Raw genomic sequence first — 16,342 nt, 5'->3', positions numbered from 1 at the left:
CCCCGGTTCAATATTCCTGATTCGCGTCGGCATTCCAGTGATACAGCGAGCGGGCCGATGCAATGCGTCTGAATTCCTTGGGATCGATCTCCGCGAAGGCCGGCCCCGCCGCGCGCAGCAACTGCGCAACGGCTTCCACGTCGGCGGGCTGCATCGGCTCTTCGCGCGCGTCGGCGCCGAGCGACTTGACCTTGCCGCGCACATAGATCACCGCTTCGTACAGCGAATCGCCGAGCGCATCGCCGGCATCGCCGCAGATCACGATCCGCCCCGCCTGCGCCATGAACGCCGAGAAGCTGCCGACCGATCCCTTCACCACGATGTCCGCGCCTTTGAGCGAGATGCCGCAACGCAGACCCGCATCGCCTTCGATGACGAGCAGCCCGCCATGCGCCGACGCGCCCGCCGCGTTGGACGCGAAGCCTTTTACGTGCACGCGTCCGCTCATCATGTTCTCGGCCACGCCCGTGCTGGCGCTGCCCGAGATCGTCACCTTCGCTTCCTTGTTCATGCCGGCCGCGTAGTAGCCCGCGTGGCCGTCGATCTCGACGTCGATGGGAAGATCGATCCCCACCGCGATGTTGTGCGCGCCATCGGGATTCGAGATCAGCACGCGGCGCGTGCCCGCTTTCGCGGCCTCGCGGTGCAGGAAGCCGTTCACGTCCGTCACCGAGGCGGACGTCAGGTCGAAGTTCACACTGTCCATACGTACATCTCCTCAGGTGCCGGTTCGAAAACGCGCGCGTGCTTGATGTCGGGCAGATGCGCGAGCGAGCGGAACTCGGAAGCGATCGCGACGAGATCGTCCGTCTCGGCCACCACGGCCGGCTTGCAGGCGAACGGATCGCGGATCAGCGCGAGCTTGTCGGGCGTGCCCATCAGGAACGTGTAGAAGCCGTCGAGCTGCTCGAAGCCCTTTTGCAGCGCGACTTCGAGATCGTCGCCTTCGCGCAGCCGGTATTCGAGGAAGCGGCATGCGGCTTCCGTGTCGTTGTCGGTATCGAAGCGGATGCCGTGCGGTTCCAGCATGCGCCGCACGCCGTTCGGATTCGACAGCGAGCCGTTGTGCACGAGGCAGAAGTCTTCGCCTGCCGTGAACGGGTGCGCACGGTCGGGCGTCACGGCGGACTCCGTCGCCATCCGCGTGTGGCCGACCAGATGCGTGCCCGTCAGTCCGCTGAACGCGTAGCGGTCGGCGACCTGGCCGGGCGTGCCCGTGTCCTTGTAGAGGTCGATCATGCGGCCCGTCGACAGCACGTGCAGCCCCGGATGTGTTTCGCGAATCCAGTGCTTGACGGTCTCGGCGTCGATGGCCACGCTCAGCACGGCGTGGTTGTCCTTGACCTGCACCGACGCCTTCGCGCCGAGATGCTGGTTCAGTTCGTGCACGAGGCCCTGCCAGTTGAAGTCGGCGCCCTCTTCCGTCAGACCCGAGTACAGGCTGATCTTGCGCACGCCGTCGGCGACGGGCTCCGTGAACACGGCAAGTCCGGCCGAGTCGGGGCCGCGCTCCGTCATGCCCAGCAACATGGGCACCATCAATTCGCCGAGCCGTTCACGCAACGCCGGCTTCTTGACGAGTAGTCCGACAATTCCACACATCGTTATCTCCTCGCGCTCTTATCAAGCGGAAAGCTGTTCGGTTTTTCGATCAGAAAAATTCGAGGTAGGTCTTCTGTTCCCAGTCCGACACATGGCGCATGTACTCGATCCACTCCATGTGCTTCAGACGCAGGAATTCGCCGCCTGCCGGTCCGAGCGCTTCGAGCATCACTTCGTCGCGTTCCAGCGCGCACAACGCGGCTTCGAGGTTTTGCGGCAGGATGCTGATGCCGTTTTCCTTGAGCTGTTCGGGCGACATCTCGTAGAGATTGGCGTTGCATGGCTTGCCGGGCTCCAGCCGGTTCTCGACACCATCGAGACCCGCCGCGATCACCGCCGCTGTCGCGAGGTACGCGTTGCATGCCGCGTCGGGCAGGCGCAGTTCGATCCGCCCGCCGGGAATGCGCACCATCGACGAACGGTTGTTGTCGCCATAGCTGACATACGCGGGCGCCCACGTCGCGCCCGTGAGCGAACGTCCGACCACGAGGCGCTTGTACGAATTGACGGTCGGCGCGCAGATCGCCGTGAGCGCGGCCGCGTGCTTGAGAATCCCCGCCGTCCAGTGATACGCGAGCTTCGACAGGCCGAGGCCGTTCTCGTCGTGATCGTCGGCGAACAGGTTCTTCTTGCCGTCGGAAATCGACATGTGCATGTGCATGCCGTTGCCGGGGCGATTCGCGAACGGCTTCGGCATGAACGAGCAGACGAGTCCCAGTTCGTTCGCGATCTCCGCGGCCGCCATCTTGAAGAACACGTAGTGATCGCAGGACTTCAGGCAATCGGTGTACGTGTAGTTGATTTCGAACTGGCCGTTCGCGTCTTCGTGATCGATCTGATAGACGTCGATGCCCGCCTTGATCAGCGCATCCGTCAGCTTTTCGAGGAACACGCGCGAACGCGACAGGCCCTTGTAGTCGTAGCACGGCTTGGGCAGTGCGTCGGTGTGATCGCACGGCACGATCGCGCCATCGGGGCCTTTGCGCAGCAGCGAGAATTCCGGCTCGAGACCCGTGTTCAGAATCCAGCCGCGATCTTCGAGGCGGCTGACCTGCTTCTTCAGCGTCACGCGGCTTTCGAACGGCCAGGGCTCGCGCTTCACATGCCCGTCGCAGACGACGCGCGCATAGCCCGGCTGCCAGGGCACCAGCTGCAGGGTATTGATATCGCCGACAGCCATGAAGTCGGGCCCTTGCGGATCGATACCGAGTCCCCACACGGCGAAGCCAGCGAAACCGGCGCCTGCCGTGAGGATGCTGTCGAGGTGCGCGGCGGGCACGGACTTCGTCTTCGCGACTCCGTGAATGTCGACGAACTGCGCAAGGATGTACTTCACCTCGTTGTCTTTGAGAAACTTCCGGGCGTCTTCGGGGGTCATGTGAATGTCCTCAAACGTGATAAGTCCAGGGTTTCGAAAAACGCCGGCCCGTCATCGCGCCCGCGTCGACTGCTTGCTCACTGCCGGATAGCCGGCTAGTCGATATCCGTGATTGCGGCGACTCCAACAGGGCCGCCGCCCAGCTCCCGGGCGATGCCGGCAAGGCATTCCCACAGATACAGGCCATAGGTGCCGTCGGCCCAGATCCGGTAGTAAGGCCTGCCTGCCCGGATGCCCGGCATGACGGTGACGGCGACGCCCGCCATCGAAGTCAGCACGACTGGCCGGGCCGCCAGATCCAGCGCGGCGAAATTGACGTTGCAGGTTTGCAGCAGCAGCTCTTGCACGGCGTCGCCGCACAACACGAGCGCGACATCCTGATGCAGCACGGGATACACATGCACGGGCGTATCGAGATGCGCCACCGTTGCCGAACTGCCTTGCGTAAGACCGTCTTCGATCAGGTACTCGGAAATGCCGAGCCGCAGCACCGCGCCGCCGCCCGCAAGCGGCGCCCAGCTGTTCGGCAGTTCCGGCACGGGAATGTCCTGCGCCTGCAGCCACGCTGCCGCGCCCTTGCCCTTGAAGCCGGTGCGAGACAGGAAGGACACATCGGCGATGCCGAGCGTCGCGGCGCGCATGCTGTCGGCGGCATCGACCTGCTCCTCGACGCGCATGCCTTCGCGCACGCCCGATCGCAGGCTGGGCGCTTTCCATGCATCGCACACCGGGCTCATTCGAAGTGGCGCGTTCATGCTGTCTCCTTCCTCGGCGCAGCAGCTTGTATCGTTACGGCGTCTTTCTGACGCTCGCTCTCAGGGTCGTAGAACGGTGTCGGGACGACGGTCGCGGACACCATGCGGCCGCCGCCCGAACGGAATGTGATGCGGGAGCCGGGCTCGGCCTGCGCGGGACGCACGAACGCGAGGCCGATGGTCTTTTGCAGCGTCGCGCTCCACGCGACGCTCGTGACGCGCCCCGCGATCTCGCCACCTTCGATCACGAGATGACACTCGCGCAGAGTGCTGTCGCGTACACCTGCATCGAGCGCGAAGCCGACGAGACACTGTTTGGCCGGCGCCTTGTCGATGATCTGCAAACTGCGCTTGCCGACGAAGAACGGCTTGTCCATCTTCACGGCCCAGGCCATGCCGGCGTCGCGCGGCGTCGTCAGACCGTCGGTGTCCTGGCTCACGATCACGTGACCTTTCTCCAGCCGCAGCAGACGCTGCGCTTCGACGCCGAACGGCCGCACGCCGTACTCCTTGCCCGTTTCGAGCAGCGCGCGCCAGAGCGCCGCGCCGTACTCGGCGGGAATATGGATTTCGTAACCCCATTCGCCGACGAAACCCACTCGCATCAGACGCGCGGGCACGCGGTTCTGCCCGAGCGCGACGCCCGTCACGCGCACGCCGAGATACGGAAAGGCTGTAGACGACAGATCGAGATCGACGAGCTTGCTGAGCACCGCGCGCGACGCCGGTCCCGCCAGATTCACGGCGGCGAATGCGCCTGTCACGTTGACGATGCCGCAGTCGAGCTGCCAGATCGTGTTGAGGCGGGACAGCTCGCGATAGATGGCGGCCGCGCCCGACGTCGTGGTCGTGAAGTAGAAGTGATCGTCGGCGAGACGCGCGATCACGCCGTCGTCGATCACGACACCGGACTCGTCGCACATCACCGCGTAGCGCGTCATGCCCGCCTTCAGGCCCGCGTACTTCGACACGTACACGCGCTCGAGAAACTCGGCGGCCTGCGGTCCGCGCACTTCGATCTTGCCGAGCGTGCCCACGTCGATGATGCCCACGCCGTTGCGCACGGCGAGCGCTTCTTCTTCGATGCACGTCGCGCGCGCCTTGCCCGCGATCGCGTAATACTCGGGACGCTGCCAGACGCCCGCCGGCATCCACACTGCGTTCAGCAACTGGTGCTGTGCATGCAGCGGCGTGCGCCGTTCCGGGTTGAAGCCACGTCCGGCGAGATGCGACATCGGCACGGGATGGAAGAACGGCCGCGCCGTCGTCGTGCCGACCTGCTGCGGCTCCTTGCCCGTCAGCCGCGCGAGGATGCGCAAGCCGTTCATGTTCGAATGCTTGCCCTGGCTCGGGCCCATGCCGTTGGTCGAAAAACGCTTCAGCAGTTCGATGTTGTCGAAGCCTTCCTGCACGGCGTTTTCGAAATCCTTCAGTTGCAGGTCTTCGTCGAAATCGACGAAATTCTTGCCCGACGTATGGCCGACGATCGGCCACGGATGCGACGGCGATTCGCGTTCCTCGATGCGCGTCTGCATCGCGCTGACCTCGCCGTCCGGGCCCAGACCGCAGTGCGCCGCGGCCTGCATGCCGGCGCGCTCGCCGTCCTGCAACTTGTGGCCGAGCGTGTACACGCCGTTGACGCGGCCGCACGCGAACACACCGGGCGGCAGCTGCTCCGGCACGAACTGCTCGACGCCGTGATCGAAGTGCATCTTCGTGCCTGCCTGATACAGCAGATTCGCGGCAGGCGCCCAGCCGACGCTCATCAGCAGCGTGTCGCATTCGATCAGGCGCGTGTTCGACGTCGATTCGCGCAAGCCGCTCTGCATCGAGAACGCACCGACGCGCACGCCCGCGAGCCGCCCGCCCGTCTTGTCCGCCACGGCCTCGACGACACAGCTCGACGCCAGCACGTCGACGCCTTTCGCTCTGACGTCGCGTTCGAGATCGCCGCTAGTGTGCGATGCGCGCAGATCGACCACGGCCATGACTTCGATGCCGCGCGCGAGCATGTCGAGCGCCGCGCGATAGCCGTCGGCATTCGCAGCCAGCACCACGGCGCGCTTGCCGGGCGCGACGGCATAGCGATAAGCGAGCCGTTGCGCCGCCGACGCCAGCATCACGCCGGGCAGATCGTTGTTGCGAAACACGGCGGGCTGCTCGAACGCGCCGCTCGCGACGATCACCGCTTTCGCGCGCATCTTCGTGATGCGCTTCGTGTCCACCAGCGGCACCCACAGATCCGCGTAATAGGCTGCCGCGAGCGTGTTCGTCATCACGCGGATACGCGGATGCGCAAGCACGCGCATTTCCAGCGTGCGGCTCGCGTCGAAGCGCTGCTCGTCGCCGCCCAACTGATAGCCGCCGCTGCCGCCGATGCGTGCGTTCTCATCGGCGACGACGACATCCGCGCCCGCATCCGCGGCCGCCAGCGCCGCCGACAGGCCCGAAGGCCCCGCGCCGATCACGAGCACGTCGCAGAAACCGTAGCGCTTCGGCGTGCGGATATGCGGCGCGTTGAAGTCGACCGTGCCGAGACCCGTCATCGCGCGGAACATGCGTTCCCAGCGCGGGAACCAGCGCTTGCTATAAAACGCCTTGTAGTAAAAGCCGACAGGCAGGAACGCCGACATCTTGCCGACGATCCGCGCGCGATCCGCTTCGACGCCGCCGAACGTATTCACGGAATGCCAGTTGCAGCCCGCCGTCAGTGCCGTCACGTCGGCGCGCACGTTCAGCCGCGCGCCGTCCTGAAGCATCACGTTGACATCGTGATTGGCGAGCGAGAGCACGCCGCGCGGCCGGTGATACTTGAAGCTGCGGCCGAGCACGCGCACGTCCGACGCCCACAGCGCGCTCGTGATCGTGTCGCCCGCGAGGCCCGCGTATTGCCTGCCTTCGTATGAGAAGTCGATGCGCGTGTTGCGCTCGATCCATTCGCCGCGATGAGGTGTGAGACGCATTCAGGCCTCCCCGCTCGCGAGCCACGTGCGCAGCACGAGATCTTTCGCGGTATCGCGTTCGGCGATGAACCACGTGTTGCTCGGCGTGTGGCACCACCATTCCTGCTTGACGCCCGCTGCGCCGTTGCGGCAGAACACGTAGTCGGCCCATTGCGCGTCGCTGGCCGTCTCCGGGTCGGGCATCGGGCGAAGCTCGCCCCAGTATGCGAATTCCGATACCGGCCGCGCGCCATTCACCGGACAGGTCATGATCTTCATCGTGATTCTCCAGGTCAGTGACCGACGGATGCCGCGCCCTTCTCGCCTGTGAGCGAGAACTGGCGGAAACGGTCGAGCGAGAAGCCCTCGATCAGCGGATGCGTGGCGTCGTTCGCGACCGTGTGGGACATCGTCTTGCCGCACACGGGCGTGGCCTTGAAGCCCCATGTGCCCCAGCCTGCATCGAGATAGAAACCTTCGACGGGCGTCTTGCCCATGATCGGCGCGAAGTCCGGCGTCATGTCGGCCATCCCCGCCCATTGCCGCATCACCTTCGCCTGCGACAGGAACGGGAACATTTCGAGCATGTGCGCGGTGAGCCCTTCGACGAAATCGAGCGTCGAGCGGGTCGAGTGCAGTTCGTACGGATCGAGCGATGCGCCCATCACGAGTTCGCCGCGCGCCGACTGGCTGATGTACACGTGCAGGCTGCCCGACACGAGAATGGGATCGAGCCACGGCTTGAGCGGCTCGCTCACCATCGCCTGCAGCGGATGAATGAAGATGGGCGTGCGCACGCCGACCATATCCGTCAAGCGCGGCGTCGAGCCCGCCACGGCGCACAGCACCTTGTTCGTCGAGATGTAGCCGCGTGACGTTTTCACGCCCTTGACCTTGCCGCCCACCACGTCGATACCGAGCACTTCCGTCTGCTGATGGATCTCGACGCCGCGCTGATCGGCGCCGCGTCCGTAACCCCACGCAACGGCATCGTGCCGCGCGACGGCGCCCGGTGCGTGATACAGCGCGCCCATGATGGGCGCGACGCCGCCACACGAGATGTCGATCATCGGTGCGGCCTTCTTCACCTCGTTCGGACCCACGACTTCCGAGTCCACCCCGTAGTGCTTGTTGACCTCGGCGCGCCAGCGCATCGTGCGCATCGCCGAATCGGTGTGAGCGAGCGTGTAGTGCCCGCGCGTCGAATAGAACAGGTTGAGATCGAAGTCCTGCGACAGGTCCTGCCACAGCTTCACCGACTCGTCGTAGAACTGCACGCCTTCGGGCGTCAGATAGTTCGAGCGGATGATCGTGGTGTTACGCCCGGTATTACCTCCTCCGATATACCCCTTCTCCAGCACGGCGACGTTCGTGATGCCGTGCTCTTTCGCGAGATAGTAGGCGGACGCAAGACCGTGGCCGCCCGCGCCGATGATCACAACGTCATATGAACGACGCAAAGTGTCGTGTCTCGTGAACATCCTCGGTTCCGGATGTTTCTTCGAGAGAGCGAAGCGGACGAGACGCCAAGGCATAAAACACTCCTTTATCCAGCCCCGCGCGGGGCGGCTGTGCGACGTGTTCGGGTGGGGGAAGCGGCTCGCGTGTCAGCGCAACACGATGGTCTTGTTGCCGTGAATCAGCACGCGGTCCTCGATGTGATAACGCAAGCCTCTTGCCAACACGGTCTTCTCGATGTCGCGGCCAAGGCGCACGAGATCGTCGGGCCGGTCCGAGTGACTCACGCGAATCACATCCTGCTCGATGATCGGCCCCTGATCGAGTTCTTCCGTCACGTAGTGGCACGTGGCGCCTGTCAGCTTCACGCCCCGGCCATAAGCCTGGTGATACGGCTTCGCGCCGACGAAACTCGGCAGGAACGAATGATGGATGTTGATGATCCGGCCGGGATAGTCCGCGCACAGCTTCGGCGACAGCACCTGCATGTAGCGCGCGAGCACCATCGTGTCGGCGCGCGCGTCTTCGAACAGGCGCTGCACCTGGTCGTAGGCCTGCGCCTTGTTGTCGGGCGTGACGGGCACGTAATGGAACGGAATGCCGTGCCACTCGACGAAGCTGCGCCAGGTCTCGTGGTTCGAGATCACGCACGGAATCTCGATGTCCAGCTCGCCCGCTTTCCAGCGCGCCAGCAGATCGTAGAGACAGTGTTCGAGCTTCGACACGAGGATGACGACGCGCTTCTTCACCGAGTTGTCGGAGATCTTCCAGTCCATCGCGAACTCCTTCGCGATGTGAGCGAAGCGCTCGCGAAAGCCGCCGATGCCGAACGGCAGCGAGTCGGCCACGATCTCGTGGCGCATGAAGAAGCGCTTCTCGACTTCGTCCGCGTGATGAGTGGCCTCGATGATCCACCCGCGATGCTCGGCAAGGAACGTGCTTACAGCCGACACGATGCCGATGCGGTCGGGACAGGACAGAGTCAGCGTGAAGCGGTGCGTATTGGAGGACATGGTGTAGTCGATTCGAAGAGGAATCATTGAGCACAACAGTAGCCAGGCCAAATCCGGGTGTCAATGTGAATCAACTTTTTTTCCTGTCAGGAAACACCCGTACGACTTTCGTGTTTGCCGAACTACCCACGCGGGAGTATCGCCAGACGCGTACGCCCGCGCGCATCGGCACTAGCTGCGTAGGTATTCCGAACGTGTGGCTGTTCGAGGCAGGATGGCTGCGGAGAGACGAGTGAAGGCGCGCAGCGTGCGTTCCAGTGGAACGGCTGGCGTATCGGGAGAGGGGGAAACAGGTTGCGCCCGTCAGCGTGACGGGCGCAGGGCGTTCAGGTATCCAGTTCGGGCGACTGGCCGTACATGATGACGGTGATGAAGCGGATGGGAAGCTTGATCAGACGCTCGGGACCGTGCGCGACCGAGCCGCGGAAGGTCAGCGCATCGCCCGGTTGCAGCAGATAGCTGCGATTGCCGTGGCGATACTCCATCTTGCCCTGGAGCATATAGATGAACTCAGTGCCGGGATGTTCGAAGGTGGGGAACACTTCGGCCTCGTCGTCCATCGTGATGAGGAACGGCTCGAACAGCTTGACGGGCCCCTGATCGTACGCGAGCAGATGATAGGTATGCCCCTTGGTGGTCCCCCGCCGCACGACCTCCATGCCCTTGCCGGCCTTCACGTGCTGCGCGTTGCCTTCGCTGTGCTCGAAGTTCTTGAACAGCGCGGAAATGGAAATGCCCAATGCGCGCGCAAGGCTCACGATCGAATCGAGACTGGTCGACACCTGGCCGTTCTCGATCTTCGACACCATGCTGCGCGACAGACCGCTTTGCTCGGCAAGGTCGGCGATCGTGAGACCCTGGTTCGTGCGGTGCTCCTTGACGACCTTGCCGAGGAACGACTCAATCGATCTTCCGTCGCCCGTTTCTTCCAGCTGGGTGGTCAGGTCGGGTTCTTTTTCGCTCTTCATCGCTTGGCTCTACACGTGGCTATCGGCAATTGGATGACGGTGCCGCCGCTGCGCGCGGCGTACCGTAGAGCGAATAGTACCAGTGGCGAATCGGGAAGACGACGTGCACCCGCCGCGCGCGCTCACGCACCCGGCGGATTGCGGCGCGCGAGATGCTCGTGATGCCACACGACGGCTTCGACCCGCGAATGCAGATCGAGCTTATGCAGCAGATGCTTGACGTGAACCTTGACGGTTCCGACGCTGATGTCGAGCTTGCGCGCAATCTCCTTGTTGCACATCCCTTCGACGAGATAGTCGAGCACTTCCTGCTCGCGCGCGGAAAGGTTCGACTGATTGGCGGGCAGCGGCTGCCCGGCCGACAGCGCGTGAAAGAGTTTGCCCGTCACGGCCTCGCTGAGCACGGCCGTGCCCTGCAGCGCCTTCTGCAGATTGAGGCACAATTCTTCCGGCTCCATGTCCTTCAGCAGATAGCCGCTTGCGCCGGCGCGCAGCGCGGCGACCACGTCGCGTTCGTTGTCCGAAACCGTCAACATCAGGAAGCGGGCATCGACGCCATGTTCGCGCATCATTTCGAGCGTTTCGATCCCGTTCATGTCCGGCATGTTCAGATCGATCAGCACGACGTCCGGCTTGAGCCGAACCGCGAGGTCGACGCCCACGCGCCCCGACGAAGCCTCCCCTACGACGCGAAACTCGGGGTTCATCTGGATCAGCTGTGCGACGCCCTTGCGGAACAGCGCGTGATCGTCGATAAGCAGTACGGTATTGACAGGCTCCACGTCCGAATCCTCATACCTGTATCGGCTGGCAGACGACCCGCCGATGCTTTCATCATAGGCCAATCCCCGCGGCGCTGTACCTGTCATGCGGCTTTCGGGCAGGCCATCGCCGGACGCTCGCGATCGGGCGGAAACACGCGCCACACGCCGTCGCCGTGCCGGAAGAACACGATGGCGACGGGGCACGCGGGACGCGCCACTTCCACGCACACGTAGCGCCGGTTGCTGTCGCGCGTGCGGCTGAAACGCGTCACGCGAACGGGATTTGCCGGAGTCGGCGACAACCATTTCTCGATGAGTTGGCGCAACGTCTGCTGATGGCTGTTCATGATCGTCCCCTCACACACCCGTTCCTGAAACACGTCGAATGCACGCAAATGCGGCCATCACGCTGCCGCCTTCACCAGCTCTGACGACAGCGCGAACTGCCGCGCGATCGAATGAAGCCGTTCGCGCCACTCCCACTTGCCGAACACGTCGTGCACGTTCTGCAGACAGCTGAGCAACTCGATCGTCACGGGATCGTAGACGTTGATGTTGGCGCGCAGCAGCGCCTTTCTGAGCGCCGCGATGCCGACGTCCATATATGCAGGGATCGCATCCGACGCGTTGTTGCCGATGTAACGGACGGGCACGCCTTCCATTGCCGTCATGTAATCGCGCGGCCGGATGAAGCTGCCGACGGGACACCCGCCGCAGTAGCCGCGATAGGCGCCGCCTCCGTGCGGAAGCAGCGCGGCGCGGCCCTGCCCGAAAAGATGCTCGACTGCGTGATCGAAAATCTGCTGATGGGTCAGGAAATTTCGGCTCTTCATGATGCTGCTCCGCTGCAACGCATTGACGATTCGTGACTCCAGTATGGTCGGTCCGCGATGCCTTGCAATCCGCCAGAGGGGGCTCCCTCTTTGGGGGTAGTGGACGGTGTGCGTGTGGATGAGTCGGCCGGGCGAACCAGTCGATCCAGCGACATCGCGAAGTCTCCGGGTCATGGCACGCATGGCGAACTACCCACCAGGTGGTATCTCCCCGTGCGCATTGCCATATTCGTGGCCTGAACAGACACTGTGTTCCGACGTATTCACCATAGTGGCCATTCGAGATGAGACGATCCGAGACGCGAGGCCTGAACGCGAATGTCCGTATGAAGCGCGACGCGACGGCGGCACTGGCGCTGTATGACCGCAGCATCCGGCATGGACACAGACACGTTGCTCTGCTGCGATACATGGACGCGAGAGACCTGGCAGCACCGCTCACGCAAGCTCATCATGACTATGCCGAGAAGGTTGCTTCGTCGCTGACGGCCACGGACATCGAACGCATTCTCGGCCAGGCCGTGGACCGCAGCAGACAGCGGCAGCGCACAGCCTCGAAGATCCATGCCGATGAGATCGCCTGAATACGGTTGAACTGCCGCGTTATCGGATGCCGGTGGGTTCATCGGGAACCAAGGGTCATCGTCATCAACCGTCGGAGATGGGCTGTCTCCGCGACGGTCGGTCAGTGTGGCGATGTTTGTAGCCTCGACTTGTTCAGGAAGTCGAGGCTTTTTTTTTGCGTATGCGCTACGGTGAGTGACGATCCCTGGAATAGAGCCGCACGGTTGTCGGTCATACACAGCAAGACTCGACGAAACCGGAGACTTGCGATGAACCTCCTGGAAATGGCCCGTGAATCAGGCATGACGGTGATTCTCGACGGCAGGATCGGCCGCGAGGAATACCACAGCGTCTGCGGCTCGCTCGCAGCGTTCGAGCAGTTTGCCAACGCGTTACGCATGGTGACGGCGAGTGAAAACGTCACGCGAAGCGATCGCGACGACGAGGAGATCGCCTTCTCTCACCAAAGGCGTCGTTGACGTCCCTGAAACTCATCGGTGGCGATGCAATATTTGCGGAAACGGGTATCAAGGGGATTGAGATGCGGTTGAATCCACATGCCATGCAGCGAGGTTCGGGCATCGTGCTGCTGGCATACATTTCACTTCATCTGGTCAATCACGCGCTCGGAATCTGGTCGCTGCATCTCGCCGAGCGCGGACTCATGCTGGCGATGCTGATGTGGCACAGCGTGCCAGGCACGATCCTGCTCTACGGTTCGGTCGGCGTGCATTTTGCCCTGGCGTTACGCACCATTTACAACCGACGTCACTGGGCGCTGCCGTTAAGCGAGTGGGTCCGCCTCTGGGCGGGCCTGAGCCTGCCGCTGCTGTTGATCCGCCATGCGGTCGGAACCCGGCTCGCTGCTTCGCTCTATGGATTCGAACCGAACTACGAACGGGTGATCGTGTCGCTGCTCCTCAGTGGGACGCAAGGCCTGCAGATCGCACTGCTTGCGCCGGGCTGGGTGCACGGTTGCCTCGGATTGTGGCTCGGTTTGCGCGGCTATGCGCCCGTATATCGGGCAAAACGCGTGCTGATAGCTGTGTTTGTTACTTTGCCCCTGCTGTCAGCGGCGGGGTTCTTCCAGATGAAGCGTGCGATTATCGCCGCCAATCTAGCCGGGCTTGTACCTGATGCGAGTCTGGTCCAGTATCGAGCCGCGCTGGACGGTTGGCGGCATGATTTCCTGATTGCGTATCTGTTGCTGATTGCCACTGCTTTCGCGGCAGGTCAGCTGCGAAATGGTTTCGACAAGCGTGTATCCCACAAGGCAGCCGGCGATGCTTGAGGTGAGCGGAACGCTCAACCCACCCGCAACTCCTCACGAACAACCGACCCCGGCTCAAGCGCCAACCCATCCTCCCGAAACAGATGCACATGCCGCACCGAAAACCCCGCCTGCAGACGCTGTCCTTCCTCCGCAGTCGATTCGCCTGAACCCTTGACCTGAATCACGCGCTCATCCGCGAGACGCACATGCAGCAACGTTTCGCTGCCCAGATGCTCGATGACCATCACCTCGCCCGTCAGCGCGCTATCCGCATTCCCATTCGCCGATTCGATGAAATGCTCGGGCCGAATGCCGAGCACAAGCGTCTGCCCCGCTTCGACGCCATCGCCATTGCACGGCACGTCGAGCGGCGCGCCGCCAGGCAGTTCGATCGTCAGGCGCTGTGCGTCTTTCTTCTGCACAAGCACATCGAGAAAATTCATCTTCGGCGAGCCGATAAAACCCGCGACAAAGCGATTGCGCGGCGTGCGATACAACTCCAGCGGCGAACCGATCTGTTCCACCTGACCATAATTGAGTACCACGATGCGATCGGCCATCGTCATCGCTTCCGTCTGGTCGTGCGTGACGTAGATCATCGTGGCGTTGAGCTGCTTGTGCAGTTTGATCAGTTCGAGACGCATCTGCACGCGTAATGCGGCGTCGAGATTCGACAGCGGCTCGTCGAACAGAAACACTTTCGGTTCGCGCACGATCGAGCGCCCGATCGCCACGCGCTGCCGCTGCCCGCCCGACAGCGCGCGCGGCCGCCGCTCCAGCAATTGCCCGATCTGAAGAATCTCCGCCGCGCGATGCACGCGCTCCTTGATCTGCGCTTCGGGCAATTTGATCATGCGCAGCCCGAATGCAATGTTCTCGTACACCGACATATGCGGATACAGCGCATAAGACTGGAACACCATCGCGACGCCGCGCTGCGACGGCTCCAGTTCCGTCACGTCTTCGCCTTCTATCACGACGTGACCTGAATCGATCCGCTCGAGTCCGGCAATGCTGCGCAACAGCGTGGATTTCCCGCAACCCGACGGCCCGACGAACACGAGAAATTCGTGTTCTTTCACGTCGATATCGACGCCCTTCAGCACCTCGGTACCTGCGAACGCTTTGCGGATCTGCTGCAGATGTACGGCACTCATGCGTGTCTCCTGCCCATGTCTTGCTCCGTGACGGGTGCACGACATCGCGCAGCAGGCCGCTCGGGCACGCTGTCGCGACGCACCATGCAGAACTTGACGATTTTCTTCTTGACAACAGGTGTGCGCCAAAATATACATTTGTAAAATGCAAATTACAAGTGAAACGACGAGGGCACGCCTTACCCTTTGCACGCGTTCATGCCGGGTCGCTGAAGCCGGAATGCGCGCCGCGGAATCTATCGATAGCTCAAGAACAATCAAGGAGACGAACGATGAAGAAGCGCTTTTTGCAGCCCACCGCCATTGCGTTCTCGATTGCCGCGGCGTCGCTGCTCTGCGCTGCCAATGCGGGTGCGTGGACATTGAAAGAGGCCGCGCAGCCGTATTCGGGCACTACGATCAAGGCGATCTTTCTCGATCGCCCCGGCTACAAGGCCGCGCAAAAACTGATTCCGCAGTTCGAAAAAGAAACGGGCATCAACGTCAAGTGGGAAGTGATTCCGTACGAGAACACCCGCGAAAAGGAAGTGCTCAACTTCGTGGGCGGCGGCGATCAGGACGTGGTGCTCGTCGACGTCGTGTGGATCGGCGAATTCGCGAGCAACAAGTGGCTCGTGCCGATCAAGACGTTCACGGACAACCCCAAGCTCGCCGATCCGAAGCTGAATCTGCCCGGCTTTTTCCCGATCCTGCTCGACTCGTTCGGCTCGTGGGACAAGGTCACGTACGGCCTGCCGTTCGATAACTACTCGGGCCTGATGTTCTACAACAAGTGCATGCTGAAGGATGCGGGCTTCAACGAGCCGCCGAAGACCTGGGACGAACTGCTGAACACGTATGCGCCGAAACTCACGCAGCCCAGCAAGAACCAGTTCGCTTTCGCGTTGCAGTCGCGGCGCGGCGAAACGCAGTCGGCGGATAGCTTCATGCGCGTGCTGTGGCCGAACGGCGGTTCGCTGCTCGACGCCAAGTTCAAGTCGAATCTGATGTCGCCGCAATCGCAGGCGGGCCTCGAATACCGGCAAAAACTGATGAAATACATGCCGCCCGGCATCGTCGACTTCGATCACGCGGAAGCCGTAAACGCGCTCGCGCAAGGACAGGTCGCGATGATCACCGAATGGTCCGCGTTCTATCCGACGCTCACCGATCCGAGTAAATCGAAGATCGGCAACTGCCTCGCAATCACCACGGAACCGAAGGGACCGGCGGGACTGAAGCCCGCGCTGGGCGGATTCTCGCTGGCCGTCAACGCGAAGTCGAATGCGAAGAAGCAGGCGGCCGCGTGGCTCTTCATCCAGTGGATCACGTCCGAAGAGATGGCCAAGCCGTATCTCGAAGCGGGCGGCGTGCCCGCGCGCACAGCCGTGTATCAGGACAAGGCTGTGCAGGACAAGTATCCGTTCGTGAAGCCGATGGTCGAATCGTGGCAAGGCGGCGTGCCGGATTATCGTCCGCGCTTCCCGGAATGGCCGGCTGTTTCCGAAGTGATCGGCGAATGGGGCACGAAGATCATGCTCGGCCAGGTGTCGGTGAAGGACGGCGCGCAGACCATCGGCTCGAAGACGGAAGAAATCCTCAACAAGGCGGGCTACTACAGCGGCAAGAAGCCTTTGCTCAAGTAACGGCCTCGCA

Annotated in this window: 17 protein-coding genes; 4 read left to right on the top strand and 13 right to left on the bottom strand. The window is 62.8% G+C overall.

What is annotated here, in order from left to right:
- Window positions 1-7: 7 nt before the first annotated feature.
- The 12 genes from QEN71_RS33960 to QEN71_RS33905 all read right to left on the bottom strand — a co-directional run bounded on the left by QEN71_RS33960 (window position 8) and on the right by QEN71_RS33905 (window position 11,713).
- Window positions 8-706, bottom strand: coding sequence for a GltB/FmdC/FwdC-like GXGXG domain-containing protein (locus QEN71_RS33960; RefSeq protein ID WP_201647543.1), 699 nt, complete (start codon window positions 704-706; stop codon window positions 8-10).
- Entirely contained in the window at window positions 694-1,602 is a 909-nt protein-coding gene (locus QEN71_RS33955; protein ID WP_201647541.1) for a class II glutamine amidotransferase domain-containing protein, read from the bottom strand. The genes QEN71_RS33960 and QEN71_RS33955 overlap by 13 nt, the downstream gene beginning before the upstream one ends.
- Before the next feature lie 49 nt (window positions 1,603-1,651).
- Window positions 1,652-2,980 (bottom strand): type III glutamate--ammonia ligase, encoded by a 1,329-nt coding sequence (glnT, locus tag QEN71_RS33950; protein WP_201647539.1) that lies wholly within the window; start codon window positions 2,978-2,980, stop codon window positions 1,652-1,654.
- A 95-nt stretch (window positions 2,981-3,075) separates the two neighbouring features.
- Complete coding sequence (locus tag QEN71_RS33945) at window positions 3,076-3,735, bottom strand: hypothetical protein (RefSeq protein ID WP_201647537.1); 660 nt, start codon at window positions 3,733-3,735, stop codon at window positions 3,076-3,078.
- The gene (locus QEN71_RS33940; protein ID WP_201647536.1) at window positions 3,732-6,698 is read right to left on the bottom strand and encodes a glycine cleavage T C-terminal barrel domain-containing protein; all 2,967 of its coding nucleotides are present in this window, start codon (window positions 6,696-6,698) and stop codon (window positions 3,732-3,734) included. Before QEN71_RS33940 ends, QEN71_RS33945 begins: the two co-directional genes overlap by 4 nt.
- Window positions 6,699-6,956 (bottom strand): sarcosine oxidase subunit delta, encoded by a 258-nt coding sequence (locus QEN71_RS33935; RefSeq protein ID WP_201647534.1) that lies wholly within the window; start codon window positions 6,954-6,956, stop codon window positions 6,699-6,701.
- Window positions 6,957-6,970: 14 nt separating this feature from the next.
- A complete protein-coding gene (locus tag QEN71_RS33930; protein ID WP_233471641.1) occupies window positions 6,971-8,158 on the bottom strand; it encodes an FAD-dependent oxidoreductase in 1,188 nt (395 codons plus the stop codon).
- 126 nt (window positions 8,159-8,284) lie between these two features.
- The gene (purU, locus tag QEN71_RS33925) at window positions 8,285-9,148 is read right to left on the bottom strand and encodes a formyltetrahydrofolate deformylase (RefSeq protein WP_201647530.1); all 864 of its coding nucleotides are present in this window, start codon (window positions 9,146-9,148) and stop codon (window positions 8,285-8,287) included.
- Window positions 9,149-9,474: 326 nt separating this feature from the next.
- Window positions 9,475-10,116, bottom strand: a complete 642-nt coding sequence (locus tag QEN71_RS33920; protein WP_201647528.1) for a helix-turn-helix domain-containing protein — start codon at window positions 10,114-10,116, stop codon at window positions 9,475-9,477.
- Between the two features lie 122 nt (window positions 10,117-10,238).
- A complete protein-coding gene (gene narL / locus QEN71_RS33915; protein WP_201647526.1) occupies window positions 10,239-10,898 on the bottom strand; it encodes a two-component system response regulator NarL in 660 nt (219 codons plus the stop codon).
- An 83-nt stretch (window positions 10,899-10,981) separates the two neighbouring features.
- Window positions 10,982-11,227: a hypothetical protein gene (locus tag QEN71_RS33910; RefSeq protein ID WP_201647524.1), complete on the bottom strand. Its 246-nt coding sequence runs from the start codon at window positions 11,225-11,227 to the stop codon at window positions 10,982-10,984.
- A gap of 57 nt (window positions 11,228-11,284) precedes the next feature.
- Window positions 11,285-11,713 carry a hypothetical protein gene (locus QEN71_RS33905; protein WP_201647522.1) on the bottom strand — a complete coding sequence of 143 codons (429 nt, stop codon included), beginning with the start codon at window positions 11,711-11,713 and terminating at the stop codon, window positions 11,285-11,287.
- Window positions 11,714-12,039: 326 nt separating this feature from the next.
- Here QEN71_RS33905 and QEN71_RS33900 point away from each other — a divergent pair, with 326 nt between their 5' ends.
- From QEN71_RS33900 to QEN71_RS33890, 3 genes are all read left to right on the top strand, one after another.
- A complete protein-coding gene (locus tag QEN71_RS33900) occupies window positions 12,040-12,297 on the top strand; it encodes a hypothetical protein (RefSeq protein WP_233471640.1) in 258 nt (85 codons plus the stop codon).
- A 249-nt stretch (window positions 12,298-12,546) separates the two neighbouring features.
- Entirely contained in the window at window positions 12,547-12,756 is a 210-nt protein-coding gene (locus tag QEN71_RS33895) for a hypothetical protein (RefSeq protein ID WP_201648113.1), read from the top strand.
- Between the two features lie 62 nt (window positions 12,757-12,818).
- The gene (locus tag QEN71_RS33890) at window positions 12,819-13,568 is read left to right on the top strand and encodes a hypothetical protein (protein ID WP_201648089.1); all 750 of its coding nucleotides are present in this window, start codon (window positions 12,819-12,821) and stop codon (window positions 13,566-13,568) included.
- Between the two features lie 14 nt (window positions 13,569-13,582).
- On the opposite strand, the gene QEN71_RS33885 is transcribed toward QEN71_RS33890, so the two are convergent.
- Window positions 13,583-14,707, bottom strand: a complete 1,125-nt coding sequence (locus QEN71_RS33885; protein WP_201647518.1) for an ABC transporter ATP-binding protein — start codon at window positions 14,705-14,707, stop codon at window positions 13,583-13,585.
- Between the two features lie 272 nt (window positions 14,708-14,979).
- Between QEN71_RS33885 and QEN71_RS33880 the strand changes: the two genes are divergently transcribed.
- Complete coding sequence (locus QEN71_RS33880) at window positions 14,980-16,332, top strand: ABC transporter substrate-binding protein (RefSeq protein WP_201647516.1); 1,353 nt, start codon at window positions 14,980-14,982, stop codon at window positions 16,330-16,332.
- The last annotated feature ends 10 nt before the right edge of the window (window positions 16,333-16,342 follow it).

It is taken from the genome of Paraburkholderia sabiae, assembly GCF_030412785.1.
In the GTDB taxonomy this organism is placed as follows: domain Bacteria; phylum Pseudomonadota; class Gammaproteobacteria; order Burkholderiales; family Burkholderiaceae; genus Paraburkholderia; species Paraburkholderia sabiae.
The sequence above is the reverse complement of the archived record's forward strand: the minus strand, read 5'-3'. Positions and strand labels throughout refer to the sequence as shown.

Bases quoted from the DNA above. Each gene is read 5' to 3' on its own strand.
- QEN71_RS33960 (WP_201647543.1), bottom strand. From the start codon at position 706: ATGGACAGTGTGAACTTCGACCTGACGTCCGCCTCGGTGACGGACGTG.
- QEN71_RS33955 (WP_201647541.1), bottom strand. From the start codon at position 1,602: ATGTGTGGAATTGTCGGACTACTCGTCAAGAAGCCGGCGTTGCGTGAA.
- glnT (WP_201647539.1), bottom strand. From the start codon at position 2,980: ATGACCCCCGAAGACGCCCGGAAGTTTCTCAAAGACAACGAGGTGAAG.
- QEN71_RS33945 (WP_201647537.1), bottom strand. From the start codon at position 3,735: ATGAACGCGCCACTTCGAATGAGCCCGGTGTGCGATGCATGGAAAGCG.
- QEN71_RS33940 (WP_201647536.1), bottom strand. From the start codon at position 6,698: ATGCGTCTCACACCTCATCGCGGCGAATGGATCGAGCGCAACACGCGC.
- QEN71_RS33935 (WP_201647534.1), bottom strand. From the start codon at position 6,956: ATGAAGATCATGACCTGTCCGGTGAATGGCGCGCGGCCGGTATCGGAA.
- QEN71_RS33930 (WP_233471641.1), bottom strand. From the start codon at position 8,158: ATGTTCACGAGACACGACACTTTGCGTCGTTCATATGACGTTGTGATC.
- purU (WP_201647530.1), bottom strand. From the start codon at position 9,148: ATGTCCTCCAATACGCACCGCTTCACGCTGACTCTGTCCTGTCCCGAC.
- QEN71_RS33920 (WP_201647528.1), bottom strand. From the start codon at position 10,116: ATGAAGAGCGAAAAAGAACCCGACCTGACCACCCAGCTGGAAGAAACG.
- QEN71_RS33910 (WP_201647524.1), bottom strand. From the start codon at position 11,227: ATGAACAGCCATCAGCAGACGTTGCGCCAACTCATCGAGAAATGGTTG.
- QEN71_RS33905 (WP_201647522.1), bottom strand. From the start codon at position 11,713: ATGAAGAGCCGAAATTTCCTGACCCATCAGCAGATTTTCGATCACGCA.
- QEN71_RS33900 (WP_233471640.1), top strand. From the start codon at position 12,040: ATGAAGCGCGACGCGACGGCGGCACTGGCGCTGTATGACCGCAGCATC.
- QEN71_RS33895 (WP_201648113.1), top strand. From the start codon at position 12,547: ATGAACCTCCTGGAAATGGCCCGTGAATCAGGCATGACGGTGATTCTC.
- QEN71_RS33890 (WP_201648089.1), top strand. From the start codon at position 12,819: ATGCGGTTGAATCCACATGCCATGCAGCGAGGTTCGGGCATCGTGCTG.
- QEN71_RS33885 (WP_201647518.1), bottom strand. From the start codon at position 14,707: ATGAGTGCCGTACATCTGCAGCAGATCCGCAAAGCGTTCGCAGGTACC.
- QEN71_RS33880 (WP_201647516.1), top strand. From the start codon at position 14,980: ATGAAGAAGCGCTTTTTGCAGCCCACCGCCATTGCGTTCTCGATTGCC.